The sequence below is a fragment of the Chthonobacter rhizosphaerae genome (genome assembly GCF_013839525.1).
Lineage (GTDB): Bacteria > Pseudomonadota > Alphaproteobacteria > Rhizobiales > Pleomorphomonadaceae > Chthonobacter > Chthonobacter rhizosphaerae.
Map to the genome: position 1 here is coordinate 372,607 of NZ_JACDIS010000004.1, position 14,697 is coordinate 387,303.

Below are 14,697 nucleotides of genomic sequence, written 5' to 3' on the forward strand. Positions count from 1 at the left end.
TAACGACCGCCTCGCCAGGACTTTAACCGGTCCCGGTCCAGGGTGAATGCCGTCAGTCATCCGCTCCGGAGCCGCCCGTTTCCATGTCCCGCCGCCCTCTCGTCATCACGACGGAACAGCTCACCGCCACACTCGTCCTCACCGGCCTCGGCCTGTTCGGCCTGCTGGCGGGCCTGTTGGGCACGCTCGGCGTCACGGAGCCGTTCGACAAGGTGATCCACGCGGCCTTCTTCCTGGCCATGGCCGCCACGCTCTTCTTCGTGGTGGGCCGGCGCGCGCTGCTGGCGTCGGTGCTCGCCTTCGTGGTCGGCGTCTTCGGCGAGATGGCCCAGTCGCTCACCAACGTGCACACCGTGTCGGTGCTGGACGTGGCGGCCAACGCGGCCGGCATCGCGGTCTTCCTGCTCGCGGCCTCGCCGACCACGCACGCGCGGCGCCACTGGCGCGCCCGCCGGGAGCGCCGGATCCTCGCCCACGTCTATCGCCGCGGCTCCCATCGGGGCGGCTACGCCCGCTGAAGCGCCCGCGCCGCCGGTGAGGCGACAGGATCGCCGGCCGGCGGGCGCAGGGACCGGATGACCGCTTCGGCCAGCCGCCGGTGGTCCGGCGCCGGGCCGGGCGGATCGGCATAGAGGTGCCGGTCGAGGGCCGGCAGGTCCGGGAGGGTCGCCGGGTCCAGGCGCCCCGCCCCGGCGAGGCTGGTGACCGCGGCGCGGAGCGCCACGCCGTCCCGTCGCCTCGCAGCCCGGCGCAGCAGCCGCCGCTCGCGCCGGACGACGAGGGATCGTCGCCGGCCGGCCACGAGGGCCCGCAGCGCGTCCGGCGCCACGAGCGCGAGCGCGAGGCCGAGCGTCGCCACGAAGGCCACGGCGCCGGCAAGGCCGGCGAGCATCATGGGCAAGCCGCGTCCGGCCCCCGGCGGCGCGTCCGTCGGCGCGACGATGCCGAGCGCCAGTTCGAGCGCCGCCACGTCCGGCGTCCGGTTCCCGGCGGCGAGCGCCACGGTGCGGGCCGGGATCTCCACCGTGCGCATCGCGCCTGCCGTCACGTCGTACCAGGGCATGGTCACCGCCGGCAGCGTCACGGGCCGGTCGGTGGTCGGCCGGATGTCCCAACTGTAGACGACCCGGGCGATCGGGCCTTCCGGCGCGTTCTTCACCTCCTTCAGTCGGCCCGGCCGGCGCAGCGACCGGTCGCGCAGCGCCAGTTCGCTCTCCGGTTGGACGGCCCCGAGGCCGATGCGGGTCTCCCGCTCCGGCACGCCCGGGAAAACGATGAGACCGTCCGCCTTGAGGGCCGGCGCGGGCGGGATCTGGTCGTCGAACACGCCCTCGGCCTCGATGGTGAGCGTGCGCCGGGTGGACTGGCCGACGGCGAGCCGCTCCGGCGGAACGGACCAGGCGTCCGTGACGGTGAACCGCCGTGCCGGGATCCACCACACGTCGGCCGGCGCCGGCGCCGGCACCACCTGGAGCGGCACCGGCTCGCTGAGGACGTCGATCTTCCGCGTCTTCATCTTCTCGTCGAGGATGGTCAGGTGGTGGACGAAGGGCGGGATGACGACCGTGCCGCTGCGCTGAGGGAAGACCGCGACGGTCCGCTCGAAGGCCCGGATGGTGAGCCCGTCCTCGAACACGTCGAACCAGAGGTCGCGCCCGACGCGCACCAGGCGGAAGCCGGCCTCCTTGGGATCCTCCATCTTCTCCAGCGTCACCGGCACCCTGAACCGGGCCCGCACCTTCAGGATCACCATCTCCTGGGGGCGGATCTCCGGCCCGGCGTTCTCCACGTCCACCCAGAGGCGGATGCCCGGATGGGTGGACGCGGCCGACGCCGGCCCGATCAGGCCCGTAAGGGCGAGCGCCAGGACGAGCGTGAGCGCCACGGCGGCCGATCGCGTCGTCATCACCAGTCCTCCCCGCCGGGCTGGACCGCCCGGCCCTCCTCCACGCGCCGCTTGCGTTCGGCCGCGATGCGCAGCCGCAGCCAGCGGCCCGGGTCGTCCGGGATGGCCGCGAGCCATTGCAGGGTCGCCTGGGACGCCTCGTGCCGGGCGGCCTCCTGGCGCCGCCGCCGGTCCGCCTCCTCGGCGGCGGCCGAATCGGTCGGCCCGCCGCCCTTCGCGGCCGTGCCGGCCGCATCCGTCGCCGAGCCGGACGAGGACCCCTCCCCGGCTTCCGTCTGGTCGGCCTTCGGGGTGCCGCGCCGCTCCACGTTGCCGCTGCCCGCCGCTTCGTTGGTGCTGGACCCTTCCCGGTCGCCCACCATGCCGTCGCCCATGGACGAGACCGCCGCCGCGTTCGGGTCGGACGTGTCCATCGCGCCGCTCTGGTGGTCGATCCGCGCGCCGCTGTTGGCGAGGCCGCCCGGCGGGGGCGGCCCCTTGGCGGTCGCTTCGCTCAGCATCCTCTCCACGACGGCCCGGTTGATCCGGGCGTCGCCGTCATCCGGGTTGCGGGCGAGCGCGAGGTCGTAGGCCTTGACCGCGAGGTCTAGGTCGCCCGCCCGCGCGAGGGCGTTGCCGAGATTGTAGGCGGCCTCGGGGCTTCGGGTGAGCCGGAGCTGTTCGGCCGCCTCGTCCGGGCGGCCGGCGCGCAGGAGCGCCACGCCCCGCCAGGCGGGATCGTCGAACACCCGGGCGGCGAGGTCCGGCTGGCCGGCCGCGAGGAGGAGACGGCCGAGGCGGGTCGGCCCGGCGGCGAGCGCGACGGCGCCGAGGAGGAGGAGGGTGAGGATCAGGATCGGGAGCGCGCGTCTCACGAGCGCCTCCGGAACAGGGTGAGGAGCGGCAGGAGCGCCAGGACGGCCAGCCAGCGGCCCATGTCGGCCCAGGCGAGGACGGCGAACTCGCTGCGTCCGAGCCGCCCGGCGGTGGACGCGGCGACGAGGCGCTCGATGGCGGCGGGATCGTCCGCGTCGACCAGCCGGCCGCCGCCGGCCCCGGCGAGCCGCGCCGCGGACGCCCGATCCGGGGCCGGGGCGGTCTCCGGCCGCCCGGGCGGCGCCAGGAAGACCACGTCGAGCCGATGGCCGGTGCCGGAGAGGCGCGCCGCCTCGGCGAGCGCGTCGTCCGCGATGCCGCCGCCGTCGGTGATCAGCACGAGCGAGCCGCCCGTGATGCCGGCCGCATGGAACCGGTCGGCCGCGAGCGCCACCGCGCGGGCCGGCGCGGTGCCGGCCTCCTCGATCATGTCGCCGCGGATGGTGGCGACGAGTTCGGCGAGCGCCGGTCGGTCGGCCGTGAAGGTCGCCGCCATGTAGGCGTCGCCGCCATAGACGAGAAGGCCGGTCTGCCGGGTTCCGGCCGCCTCGGCGACCTGGAGCGCCGCGAGGCGGGCCTCCGCCGGGTCGCCGCCCGCCGCCATGGAGCGGGACACGTCCATGCCGATCAGGACCGCGTCGAGGTTGCGGAAGGTGTCGTCCGTGTTCCGCTCCAGCGCCGGGCCGGCAAGCGCGACGGCCACCAGGATGGCGGCGACGAGCGCGGCGGGCGGCCGGCGGCTCTCCGTCGTCGGCACGTCGATCTGGCCGCGGATCTTCAGGGCGTCCAGGAGCGGGGCGTCGATCGCCCGCCGCCAGTCGCCGAGAACGCCGCGCGCCGTCACGAGGGCCCCGAGGGCGAGAAGGGCGAGCGGCACGACCAGCCAGAGCGGCCGCAGGAGCGCGAAGCCGTCGAAGAGCGCGATCACGGCCGCCTCCTGTCGAACACGAAGAGGGCCGCGAGGAGGAGGACGGCGGCGCCCGCCGGCCAGGGCCAGAGCGAGACCGCGACCGCCACGGACGGCGCCGCCGCCCGGCCGCCCTCCAGGGCGTCGATGGCGCTCGTCACCGCCTTCAGGTCGTCCGTGGACCGCACCCGGAAGAAGGATCCGCCGCTGACCGACGCGATCGCCTCCAGGGTGGCGGCGTCCACGAGGCTGCCGGCGCCCTCGCTCCCGGCCAGCGTCTCGGTGGTGCCGAGCGCGATGGTGTGGACCTTGATGCCGAGGCCGCGGGCGAGCTCCGCCGCCGTCTCGGCACGGACCGCGCCCGCCGTCGAGGTGCCGTCGGAGAGGAGGACCACCACCCGGCTCGGCGCCGTGCTGTCGCGCAGGCGCTTGATGGCGAGGCCGAGGCCGTCGCCGATGGCGGTCGAGCGGCCGAGGTCGCCGATGGCGGCTGTCTCCATGGCCTCGGCCACGGCGGCGACGTCGAAGGTCGGCACCGCCGCCACCTCCGCCTGCTCGGCGAAGAAGACGAGCCCGACCCGGTCGCCGGCCCGGCCGCGCAGGAAGTCGGCCGACACGGCCTTCACGGCGTCGATGCGCCGGACCGGCTGGCCGTTCAGCTGGAAGTCCTTGGCCTCCATGCTGCCGGAGAGGTCGAGCACGAGCACGATCTCGCGCCCGGTCGCCGGCAGCGCGGGCGAGGGCAGCACCCGCTGGGGACCGGCGATCGCCACCACCAGGGCGAGCCAGGCCGCCCAGGCGAGAAGCCGGTGGGTGCGGTCGCGCCTCGCCGCCGCCGCCTCGCCGGACCCGAGCGTGGCGGCGATCGCGTCCGGCACGACGACGGCGGCGGCCGCGGCCGGTCGCGGCGGCAGGAAACGCGCGGCGAGAAGCGGCAGGGGCGCCAGGAGAAGCGCCAGGGGGGACGCGAACCACTCCATCAGGGCGGCCTCCGCCAGGACCGCACGAAGCGGACGAGGGTGGGGCCGAGGGGCTCGGCCGGGCCGGCGCCGTAGAGGTCGTCCACCAGCCGGCGCCCGTGGCCCTTGGAGAAGAAGGAGGTGCGGAACAGCCGGTCGAGTTCGGCGAGCCAGGCGTCGCCGTCGAGGCGGGCCGCCGCCGGCCCGGCCACTGCCGCGACGAACCGGCGAAGAACCGCGGCCTCGGCCGCCAGCTGCTCCGGGGCCGGCAGGTCGGGCACGCGGGCGAGCGCCGCGAGCGCCTGCCGCCGGTCCGATCCGGCCCGGCCGCGCGACCGGCGGGCGAGCGCCCCGAGCGCCGTGACGAGAACCGCCAGGGCGGCGCCGAGGACGGCCGCGAAGACGAGGTCGCCGGAGGTCATGGCCTCAGGCGGCGCCGGCCAGCGGTCGGGGCGCAGCAGCGACAGCGGATCAGGCGCGCCGTCCATCGAGCCCCTCCAGCCGGAAGGCGAGATCGTCCGGCTCCGTCTCCGCCGGCACCAGGACCGCGCCGGCCCCGACCGCCCGCAGGCGGGACAGCCGGGCGTCGGCCGACAGCTTGGCGGTCTCAGCCCCGACGAGGCCGACGGCCCGCCGGCCGCTCCGATCCGCATAGGGGTAGACGCCGCGCGGCGGCTGGCGCTCGAAGGCGTCGCTGACGAGAAGGATCGTCAGGTCCACCCGGTGCAGGATTCGCGACAGCGCGTCCTCGAACCCGTCGCCCGGCGCATCGAGGCCGCTCGCCGCGACGAGGGTTCCGCCCGGCGGAAGCAGGCGCGCGGCCGTCTCCAGGGCCGGGCCGAGCGGATCGACGCCCTGACCGGCCGCGAGCGCCGTGCGGTGGGCGCGCGCCAGGGCGCCGACCACCGCCACCATGGCGCGCTCTCCCACCATCGGCTTGACGAAGACCGGCTCGCCCGGCGACAGGGCGAGCACGCCGATGCGGCCGCCGTCCGCCACGGCGGACCAGCCGACGAGCGCCAGCGCCTCCGCGGCCGCCACGGACAGGAGGGCCCGGCGGGTGCCGAACAGCATGGGCGGGCGGAAGTCCGCCACCAGCAGGGTGGTCCGCTCGCGTTCGTCGCGGAAGGTGCGCACGTGCGGCTCGCCGGTGCGCGCCGTCACGTTGCGGTCGATGTGGCGGACGTCGTCGCCATGGCTCCAGGTGCGGACGTCGTCGGTCTCGCTGCCGCGGCCGCGCCGGCGCGTGACGAACGGCCCGGGGCGCGACGACGTGCGCCGCGACGCCGCCCGGCGCGCCTCCGCCGCCAGGTGGCGCAGGCCGAGCAGCCGGTCCGGGTCCACCGCAACGCCGGGTTCCTCGAGCGCGCCCATCGCCGGCCCCTTCAGAGCGGGACGACGCGGTCGAACAGCCGCTCGATGACCTTGCGCGGCGTCTCGCCCTCGGCGGTCGCCCGCCAGGTGAGGACGAGCCGGTGCGACAGGCAGTCCACCGCGAGCGCCCGCACGTCGTCGGGCGTGCCGTGGTCGCGGCCGGCGAGCCAAGCGCGGGCCTTGACCGCGAGGGCGAGCGACAGGGTGCCGCGCGGCGACACCGGATGCTCCACCACCGGGGCGGTTCCCGTGTCGGCTGTGCCGTCGCGGGTCGCCATCACGAGACGGACGATGAAGTCCTTGAGGGCCGGCGCGAGGTGGGTGCGCATGGCGGCGTCGCGGGCGGCGTGGATCTCGTCCACCGACAGCCGGGCGACCGGCGCGGCCTGCGGCTCCACCGTTTCCCGTTCGACGAGGTCCAGGATGGCCCGCTCGGCCGCCCGGTCGGGAAAGTCCACGGTGACATGGAAGAAGAAGCGGTCGAGCTGGGCTTCGGGCAGCGGAAAGGTGCCCTCGTGCTCGATCGGGTTCTGGGTCGCCACCACCATGAAGGGATCGGGCAGCGGGTGGGTGACGCCGCCCGCGGTGACCTGCCGCTCCGCCATGGCCTCCAGGAGCGCCGACTGGACCTTGGGCGGGGCGCGGTTGATCTCGTCGACGAGGACGAGACCGTGGAAGAGCGGGCCGGCGACGAATTCGAACGAACCGGCGTCCGGCCGCCACACTGGGGTGCCGGTCAGGTCGGCGGGCATCAGGTCCGACGTGCACTGGATGCGCGCGAAGGAGGCGTCCAGGTGACTGGCGAGGGTCTTCACCGCGCGGGTCTTGGCAAGGCCCGGCGCGCCTTCGACGAGCACGTGACCGCCGGCCAGGAGCGCCACCAGGAGCCGCTCCAGGAGGGGCGTGCGGCCGACGAGCCCGCCCTCCAGGGACCGGAGCAGGGCGGCGATCCTGCCGTGAACATCCGCCTGCGCAGCCTTCGCCGTCGCACCGTCCATCGACTTCCTCCCTCGGCCGGCCCCCTCTTCGTCGCGGAGCTTCGGCGGCTGGCCCGGCCCGGACCGATCCAGGCTCAACACTAGGCCGGACGCGTGGCCAGTCACAACGGTCGAAACGGGAGCCGGGCCTGTGACAACCCGTCCCCCGTCAGATCAACGCACCAGGGTGCGCGATGGTCCCCTCGCAGCCGGCGACCGGCCGGCCGCGACTCCGGGAGCCGATTGCCAAGCGCCGCCGCGCGGCCCATGGTCCTTCCCCTATCGGGTCATCAGGAGGACGGCGGAATGGCCGACGTACGGTCCATGTGCGCGATCGGGCTCAGGGGTCAGCTCGGTCTCAACGGCTGGCTGCCCTGGGAGGGCGACCGGCGGCCGGAGTTCGTGGCCGACGTGGAGCGCTTCTTCGAGCTCACCCGCGGCCACGTGCTGATCGCGGGTCCCCGCACGGTGGCGTCGGTGCCGGACTGGGCGCGCGAGGAGCGCACCGTGGTGGAAATCCGCTCCCACATGGTGCCGGAGGAGGTGATCGCCCGGTTCAAGGGACGGCGCGTCTTCGTCGGCGGCGGGCCGTCCGTCTGGGCCGCCTACGCCCATCTGATCCAGGTGTGGGACATCACGCGCCTGCCCTACGACGGCCCGGCGGACCGGTGGTTCGATCCCGCCTGGCTGGTCGGCGGCTGACCGGCGGCCCGCGATCCGGCCGGCGAACGAAGCCCGGACCGAAAAGGCGGCAGCGGAACCGCCCGCGCCCCTCGTGACAGGACCGGCGCATCCCGGTAACGTCGCGCATCATCGATCGCGTCGAGGTGGTGCGTGACAGACAGGCCGGACGAGCGGAGCGGTTCCGACGTTCTCATCACGGGCTCGGGCGCGCCGCATGTGCCCCGCCATACCCTGGAGCAGGCGATCGGCGCGCAGATCCGCCAGCAGCGCAAGCGGCTGGAGATCACCGCCGCCGAGCTCGCCGCGGCGGCCGACATCTCGCCGGGCATGATGTCCAAGATCGAGAACGGCCAGATCTCGCCGTCGCTCTCCACCCTGAACGCGGTGGCGAACGCCCTCAATGTGCCGATCTCCGCCCTCTTCGCCACCTACGAGGAGCGGCGGGACTGTTCCTACGTGAAGGCGAACCAGGGCGTCGGGATCGAGCGCCGGGGCACCAAGGCGGGCCACCACTACCAGCTGATCGGCCATTCCCTCGGCGGGGACGTGGTGGTGGAGCCCTACCTCATCACCCTGTCGGAGGAGGCCCAGCCCTACACGGCCTTCCAGCACAGCGGCATCGAGCTGATCTACATGCTCACCGGCCGGGTGGTCTACCGACACGCGGACAAGTCCTATCTCCTGGAGCCCGGCGACACCCTCTTCTTCGACGCGGGCGCGCCGCACGGGCCGGAGGATCTCGTCGAACTGCCCATGAGCTACCTGTCGATCATCATCTACGGCAAGGACTGACCGCCCGGCGCCTGACGGTCGAGGCGCGAGGATCCGGGCGCGAGGCGAACGGAATAGGATCCGGCTGCGTTCGTTTGGACGGTGGGGGCGCTTGTCGTGGAGAACGTCATGCGTAACGCAACCATTCGAACGCTTGCTCTCGCCGCCGGCCTGGCCATGACCGCCGGCACCGCCATCGCGCAGGACAGCACGGTCACCGGCGCCGCCGGCGGGGCCGCCACCGGCGCGATCCTGGGCGGACCGGTGGGCGCGGCCGTCGGCGGGGTCGCCGGCGCGGCCCTCGGCTCGACCATCGATCCGCCGCCCGCGGAAGTCCGCCAGGTCGTCATCGACCAGCAGGCGACCTCCGTCGCCGTGGAAGGCGAAGTGGCCGTGGGCCAGCCTCTGCCGGAGACCGTCACCCTGCAGCCGGTGCCGGGTTACGACACCTACACCTATGCGATCGTGAACGAGCGTCGCGTGATCGTCGATCCGCAGACCCGCGTCGTCGTCGACGTGGTGAACTGAACCAGCCATCGATCGAAGCCGGCGGCCGGGTCCATCCTGGCCGCCGGTCGTCCTGCCCGCCGCGACGGGCGGCACGGAAAAGGCGCGGCACCGGAGTGCCGCGCCTTCGTCGTTCCTGCGGCCGGCGTCCGGCCCGCGCCGCGCGTCAGCGCTTGCGCAGTTCCTCGCCCGCGCCGCGCCTTAGCGCTTGCGCAGTTCCTCGATGGTGGAGTCGCCGCGCTGGGACTCGGTCGGGTTGACGGTGTTCTTCGGCGACACCGGCGAGACCGACATGCCGTAGCCGGCGCCGTAGCCCGACCCCATGGCGCTGTCGTTGGTGCCGACGGCGCTGGAGCCCGCGCCGTGCTGCAGCATCAGCTGCTCGGTCGCGTTACCGTTCTGCGTCGTCTCGCTCGGATTGGTGTTCTGCGCGCCGGCATTGCTCCAGGTCTGAGCAACGGAAGCAGAAGACATGCCGAGAGCAATAGCGGCGGCGAGAGTGGAAATCTTCAGAGCGGTCTTGGTCATGATTGTCTCCTTTTATATTACGAAACAACGGAGGCTCGAACCGGAGCCTCGATGTTGCAGGGACAATCAACGAGCGTGGACGATCGTTCCGGCGAACGAGATCGCGCACCGTTCACATCGAGGTCAGCCGGCCGTGAGGCGCCGGGAGCCCTCGGCGCCGGCGGACGGGCCGAACCTGCCGCGGCGCAGCGCGAGGCCCGATCAGCGATGCTCGTGGGTGCGGATCGAGGCCGGCTTCATGGCGATGGAGAAGCCGGGGTCGCGCGGGGCCCGATATCGGCCGTTCTCCACCACGCAGGGCGTCTCGAAATGCTCATGAAGGTGATCCACGTACTCGGCCACCCGGCCGTCCCAGGTGCCGGAAATCACCAGGTAGTCGATCATGGAAAGGTGCTGCACGTATTCGCAGAGGCCGACGCCGCCCGCGTGCGGGCAGACCGGCTTGCCGTACTTGGCGGCCATCAGCATGATGGCGAGGTTCTCGTTGAGGCCGCCGACCCGGGCGGCGTCGATCTGGACCACGTCGATGGCGTCGGCCTGGATGAACTGCTTGAACAGGATGCGGTTCTGGCACATCTCGCCGGTCGCCACCTTGACCGGCGCGACGCCCTCCTTGATCTGCCGGTGGCCGAGGATGTCGTCGGGCGACGTCGGCTCCTCGATGAACCAGGGCCGGAAGGGCGCGAGATCGCGCACCCAGTCGATCGCCTCGTCCACCTCCCAGACCTGGTTGGCGTCGATCATCAGCGTGCGGTCCTCGCCGATCGTCTCGCGAACGAGGCGCAGGCGGCGGATGTCGTCGGCCCGGTCGCGGCCGACCTTCAGCTTGAAATGGGTCCAGCCCATCGCCATGCCGTCCTCGCAGAGACGGCGGATCTTGTCGTCGTCATAGCCGAGCCAACCGGCCGACGTGGTGTAGGTCGGATAACCCTCCGCCAGGAGGCGCGCGCGGCGCTCCGCCTCGCCTTCCTTGGCGCGGCGGACGATGTCGAGCGCCTCGGCGCGGGTCAGCACGTTGGTGAGATAGCGGAAATCCACGAGGCCGACGATCGCCTCCGGGTCGAGATCGGCGACGAGCTGCCAGACCGGCTTGCCGGCCGCCTTGCCCCAGAGGTCCCAGACCGCGTTCACCACCGCCCCGGTGGCCAGATGCATGACCCCCTTGTCGGGGCCGAGCCAGCGCAGCTGGCTGTCGCCCGTGACGTGGCGCCAGAACGCGGCCATGTCGGCGGTAATGGTCGCCAGCGACTGGCCCACCACCCTGTCGGCCACGTGTCCGATCGCCGCGCGGGCAAGGTCGTTGCCCCGGCCGATGGTGAAGGTGAGCCCATGTCCGACCAGGCCCGGGTCGGACGTCTCCAGGATGACGTAGGCGGCGGAATAGTCCGGATCCGGGTTCATGGCGTCGGACCCGTCGAGGGCCCTGGAGGTGGGGAACCGGATGTCGTGCGTCCGGAAGCCGGTGATCGTCACGTCCTTGACCATGTCTGCCCACCTTCGTTTTTCGAGCCGGACGGCTTCCGCTTCTCAGGTAAAACGGGTATGCATCCTTGAAACAGGCCTGTCAATGAACGGCGCGGGACGGACGGCATGGATCGCAGGGAGACCGACAGCGCGGAACCGCCGGACGACGAACCGGACGGAACGGGCGACAGCCGGGATCGCCGGTACACCGCGCCCGCCCTGGAGAAGGGGCTCGACATCCTGGAACGGCTCTCCGAGGAGCGGCGCGGCCTCACCTTGAGCGAGCTCGCCGACGGGCTCGGCCGCACCAAGGGCGAGATCTTCCGCATGGTGGCCGTCCTGGAGGCGCGCGGCTTTCTCGCGCGCGGCGAGGACGACCGCCTCAGCATCACGGACAAGCTGTTCCGCATGGGCCTCAACCGCCCGGCGTACCGGTCGCTGCTCGGGGTCGCGCTGCCGCTGATGCATGCGTTCGCCGAACGGACGGGCTATTCCTGCCACCTCGCCGTGCCGTCGGAGACCCAGATGGTGGTGATCGCGCGGGTGGAGAGCGTGACGCACATCGGGTTTTCGGTCAGGATCGGCTATCGGCAGCCGCTGATGCTGACCGGTTCGGGCCATTGTCTCCTCGCCTTCATGGGCGAGCGGCGCCGGAACCGCATCCTCGACGCGGTCGAGGCCCGGGATCCGACCTTCGACCGGGCGGATTTCCTGGACACGCTCGCCCGCCTCCGGGCGGCCGGGCGCGTCCGGCGGCCGTCCGGGACGGCGGAGGGGGTGACCGACCTGTCGGCGCCGGTGTTCGACAGCGGGGAGCCGGTGGCGGCGCTGACCTCCCCCTACCTGAGGATGAAGAGCCTGCCGATCGAACCGGATGCCCTGCTCCAGGACCTGGTCGGCGTGGCGGACGAGATCACCGCCGCGATGGCGACGGACTGAGCGGGACTGGACCAGAACCAAGGCGCGCCGGCGCACGGACGCGGCCGCCGATCGAGGGAGGAGGACATCCATGGGCTTTCCGACGCGCCGCCTCGGCGGCAGCGACTGCATGGCGACGGTGCTCGGGTTCGGCGGCGCGCCGCTCGGCAACCTCTACGCGCCGATCCCGGAGGCGGTCGCGGCGGACCTCCTCGCCGGCACCTGGGACGCGGGCCTGCGCCTGTACGACACGGCGCCCTTCTACGGGTTCGGCCTGTCGGAGCGGCGCATCGGCGACTTTCTCCGCGAAAAGCCCCGGGCCGATTTCGTCGTCTCCACCAAGGTCGGCCGCATGCTGGTCCCCGATCCGGGCGACCATCCGGCCCGGCAGGCGTTCAAGTCGGCCCTGCCGTTCCGGCCGGTGTTCGACTATTCCTACGATGCGGTGATGCGGTCGTTCGAGGATTCGCTGCAGCGGCTCGGTCTCGACCGGATCGACGTCCTTCTCATGCACGACATCGGTCGGGTGACCCACGGGGACCGGCACGAGGAGCTGTTCCGGATCGCCATGGACGGCGGCGCGCGGGCCCTTACCGAGCTCCGCGACCAGGGGGTCGTCAAGGCGATCGGCCTCGGCGTGAACGAGTGGGAGGTGTGCGAGGCGGCCATGGACCACGCCCGCTGGGACACCTTCCTGCTCGCCGGCCGCTACACCCTCCTGGAGCAGGAGAGCCTCGCGTCCTTCCTGCCCCGCTGCGAGCGGGAGGGCGTGACCCTCATCGTCGGCGGCCCGTTCAACTCCGGCATCCTGGCGACCGGACCGGTGGCCGGCGCCCGCTACAACTACGAGCCCGCGCCGCCCGAAATCCTGGAGCGGGCCCGCGCCATCGAGGCGGTCTGCCGCGACCACGGCGTGCCCCTGGCCGCCGCCGCGCTCGCCTTCCCGCTCACCCACCCGGCGATCGCCAGCGTGATCCCGGGCATGGCGAACCGCGCCGAACTCGACGCCAATCTGGCGCTGATGCGCGCCACCATTCCGGCCGCGCTCTGGACGGACCTGAAGGCCGCGGGCCTCATCCGTCCGGACGCCCCGATTCCCGCCGCCGACCAGACCGCCGCGACGGCCTGAGCGAAGGAACAGACAGGATCCGACCGCACGAGACGGCCGGGCCCAGCATGAGGAGGATGACATCCATGACTGATCGACTGAAGGGCAAGACCGCCATCGTGACGGCGGCCGCCCAGGGCATGGGCCGCGCGAGCGCCCTCGCCTTCGCCCGCGAGGGCGCGCGGGTGATCGCCACCGACGTGAACGAGGCCAAGCTGAAGGAGCTCAACGGCACCGCCGGAATCGAGACGCATCTCCTCGACGTGCGCGACACCGGCGCGGTCACGGCGTTCGCCCGCGCCATCGGGGCTCCGCACGTGCTCTTCAACTGCGCCGGCTACGTGCACAACGGCACCATCCTGGACTGCGAGGAGGACGCCTTCGACTTCTCGTTCGACCTCAACGTGAAGTCCATGTACCGGACCATCCGGTCCTTCCTGCCGGCCATGATCGAGAACGGCGGCGGCTCCATCGTCAACATGGCGTCGGTGGCCTCGTCCATCATCGGCGCGCCGAACCGCTTCGTCTACGGCGCCTCCAAGGCGGCGGTGATCGGCCTCACCAAGGCGGTGGCGGCGGACTTCGTCACCAAGGGCATCCGGGTGAACGCCGTCTGTCCCGGCACGGTGGAGAGCCCCAGCCTTCACGACCGCATGCGGGCCCTCGGAGACTTCGAGACCGCCCGCCAGGCGTTCGTGTCGCGCCAGCCCATGGGACGCCTCGGCACCGCCGAGGAGGTGGCCGAGCTCGTCGTCTACCTGGCGAGCGACGAGAGCGCCTTCATGACCGGGCAGGCCATCGTGATCGACGGCGGCTGGTCCAACGTGTGATAGGGTCGCGACCCTTCGGTTCCGACGACATGCGAGGAAGAATAGAGAGATGAAGCTCCTGCGTTTTGGCGCCCCCGGCGCCGAGAAGCCCGGCCTCATGGGTCCCGACGGCCGCATCCGCGACCTCTCGGCCCACGTGACCGACATCGCCGGCGAATGGCTGACCCCGGACGGGCTTGCCCGGATCGCGGCGATCGATCCGGCGTCCCTGCCCGTGGTGGACGGGCCGGTGCGCTACGGCCCGTGCGTCGCCGGCACCGGCAAGTTCATCTGCGTCGGCCTCAACTATGCCGACCATGCGGCCGAGACGGGCGCCAAGATCCCGGAGGAGCCGATCCTGTTCATGAAGGCCACCAGCGCCATCACGGGCCCGAACGACCCGGTGATCATTCCGCGCGGCTCCGAGAAGACCGACTGGGAGGTCGAGCTCGGCGTCGTCATCGGCAAGGTGGCCCGCTACGTGACCGAGGACGCGGCCATGGACCACGTGGCCGGCTACTGCGTCATCAACGACGTGTCGGAGCGCGCCTTCCAGACCGAGCGCGGCGGCCAGTGGACCAAGGGCAAGTCGGCCGACAGCTTCGGCCCGATCGGCCCGTGGCTCGTCACCCGCGACGAGGTGGCGGACCCGCAGAACCTGAAGATGTGGCTGACCGTCGACGGCGTGTCGCGCCAGGACGGCTCGTCGAAGACCATGATCTTCGGCGTCCGCACCCTCGTCTCCTACATCTCGCAGTTCATGAGCCTGCACCCGGGCGACATCATCTCCACGGGCACGCCGCCGGGCGTCGGCATGGGCATCAAGCCGACCCCGGTCTACCTGCGCCCGGGCCAGGAGATCCGTCTCGGCATCGAAGGGCTCGGCGAACAGACCCAGACGACCGTCGCGGCCGAGTGACCGGCGGTTCG

General features: G+C 72.7%; 17 protein-coding genes. 8 read left to right on the top strand and 9 right to left on the bottom strand.

The genetic code is table 11. From position 1 onward, the window contains the following. Positions 1-83: 83 nt before the first annotated feature. Positions 84-518 (top strand): VanZ family protein, encoded by a 435-nt coding sequence (locus HND91_RS09795; protein WP_181706370.1) that lies wholly within the window; start codon positions 84-86, stop codon positions 516-518. On the opposite strand, the gene HND91_RS09800 is transcribed toward HND91_RS09795, so the two are convergent. From HND91_RS09800 to HND91_RS09830, 7 genes are read right to left on the bottom strand one after another with little or no spacing between them, the layout of a single operon-like run. Next, positions 506-1,906 (bottom strand): BatD family protein, encoded by a 1,401-nt coding sequence (locus tag HND91_RS09800; protein ID WP_181706371.1) that lies wholly within the window; start codon positions 1,904-1,906, stop codon positions 506-508. The genes HND91_RS09795 and HND91_RS09800 overlap by 13 nt on opposite strands. Beyond that, positions 1,906-2,760 (bottom strand): tetratricopeptide repeat protein, encoded by an 855-nt coding sequence (locus HND91_RS09805; protein ID WP_181706372.1) that lies wholly within the window; start codon positions 2,758-2,760, stop codon positions 1,906-1,908. Before HND91_RS09805 ends, HND91_RS09800 begins: the two co-directional genes overlap by 1 nt. Next, complete coding sequence (locus HND91_RS09810; RefSeq protein ID WP_181706373.1) at positions 2,757-3,689, bottom strand: VWA domain-containing protein; 933 nt, start codon at positions 3,687-3,689, stop codon at positions 2,757-2,759. The genes HND91_RS09805 and HND91_RS09810 overlap by 4 nt, the downstream gene beginning before the upstream one ends. After that, positions 3,686-4,648, bottom strand: a complete 963-nt coding sequence (locus HND91_RS09815; RefSeq protein ID WP_181706374.1) for a VWA domain-containing protein — start codon at positions 4,646-4,648, stop codon at positions 3,686-3,688. Before HND91_RS09815 ends, HND91_RS09810 begins: the two co-directional genes overlap by 4 nt. After that, positions 4,648-5,115 carry a DUF4381 family protein gene (locus tag HND91_RS09820; protein ID WP_181706375.1) on the bottom strand — a complete coding sequence of 156 codons (468 nt, stop codon included), beginning with the start codon at positions 5,113-5,115 and terminating at the stop codon, positions 4,648-4,650. The genes HND91_RS09815 and HND91_RS09820 overlap by 1 nt, the downstream gene beginning before the upstream one ends. Continuing rightward, positions 5,099-6,001, bottom strand: a complete 903-nt coding sequence (locus HND91_RS09825) for a DUF58 domain-containing protein (protein ID WP_181706376.1) — start codon at positions 5,999-6,001, stop codon at positions 5,099-5,101. The genes HND91_RS09820 and HND91_RS09825 overlap by 17 nt, the downstream gene beginning before the upstream one ends. Before the next feature lie 11 nt (positions 6,002-6,012). Further along, a complete protein-coding gene (locus HND91_RS09830) occupies positions 6,013-6,999 on the bottom strand; it encodes an AAA family ATPase (RefSeq protein WP_181706377.1) in 987 nt (328 codons plus the stop codon). A gap of 285 nt (positions 7,000-7,284) precedes the next feature. On the opposite strand from HND91_RS09830, the gene HND91_RS09835 reads away from it, so the two are divergent. From HND91_RS09835 to HND91_RS09845, 3 genes are all read left to right on the top strand, one after another. Further along, positions 7,285-7,680 (top strand): dihydrofolate reductase family protein, encoded by a 396-nt coding sequence (locus tag HND91_RS09835; protein WP_181706378.1) that lies wholly within the window; start codon positions 7,285-7,287, stop codon positions 7,678-7,680. A gap of 132 nt (positions 7,681-7,812) precedes the next feature. Beyond that, a complete protein-coding gene (locus HND91_RS09840) occupies positions 7,813-8,454 on the top strand; it encodes a helix-turn-helix domain-containing protein (RefSeq protein ID WP_181706379.1) in 642 nt (213 codons plus the stop codon). A gap of 108 nt (positions 8,455-8,562) precedes the next feature. After that, positions 8,563-8,961: a DUF1236 domain-containing protein gene (locus tag HND91_RS09845; RefSeq protein WP_181706380.1), complete on the top strand. Its 399-nt coding sequence runs from the start codon at positions 8,563-8,565 to the stop codon at positions 8,959-8,961. A 180-nt stretch (positions 8,962-9,141) separates the two neighbouring features. Here the strand turns inward: HND91_RS09845 and HND91_RS09850 are convergent, their stop codons facing one another. Beyond that, positions 9,142-9,468, bottom strand: coding sequence for a hypothetical protein (locus HND91_RS09850; RefSeq protein ID WP_181706381.1), 327 nt, complete (start codon positions 9,466-9,468; stop codon positions 9,142-9,144). 201 nt (positions 9,469-9,669) lie between these two features. After that, positions 9,670-10,953 carry an L-fuconate dehydratase gene (locus tag HND91_RS09855; RefSeq protein WP_181706382.1) on the bottom strand — a complete coding sequence of 428 codons (1,284 nt, stop codon included), beginning with the start codon at positions 10,951-10,953 and terminating at the stop codon, positions 9,670-9,672. 105 nt (positions 10,954-11,058) lie between these two features. On the opposite strand from HND91_RS09855, the gene HND91_RS09860 reads away from it, so the two are divergent. From HND91_RS09860 to HND91_RS09875, 4 genes are all read left to right on the top strand, one after another. After that, positions 11,059-11,871 carry an IclR family transcriptional regulator gene (locus tag HND91_RS09860; protein WP_181706383.1) on the top strand — a complete coding sequence of 271 codons (813 nt, stop codon included), beginning with the start codon at positions 11,059-11,061 and terminating at the stop codon, positions 11,869-11,871. Between the two features lie 70 nt (positions 11,872-11,941). Further along, the gene (locus tag HND91_RS09865) at positions 11,942-12,979 is read left to right on the top strand and encodes an aldo/keto reductase (RefSeq protein WP_181706384.1); all 1,038 of its coding nucleotides are present in this window, start codon (positions 11,942-11,944) and stop codon (positions 12,977-12,979) included. A 65-nt stretch (positions 12,980-13,044) separates the two neighbouring features. Then, the gene (locus HND91_RS09870) at positions 13,045-13,788 is read left to right on the top strand and encodes an SDR family oxidoreductase (protein ID WP_181706385.1); all 744 of its coding nucleotides are present in this window, start codon (positions 13,045-13,047) and stop codon (positions 13,786-13,788) included. Positions 13,789-13,837: 49 nt separating this feature from the next. Beyond that, positions 13,838-14,686 carry a fumarylacetoacetate hydrolase family protein gene (locus HND91_RS09875; RefSeq protein ID WP_181706386.1) on the top strand — a complete coding sequence of 283 codons (849 nt, stop codon included), beginning with the start codon at positions 13,838-13,840 and terminating at the stop codon, positions 14,684-14,686. Positions 14,687-14,697: the final 11 nt, after the last annotated feature.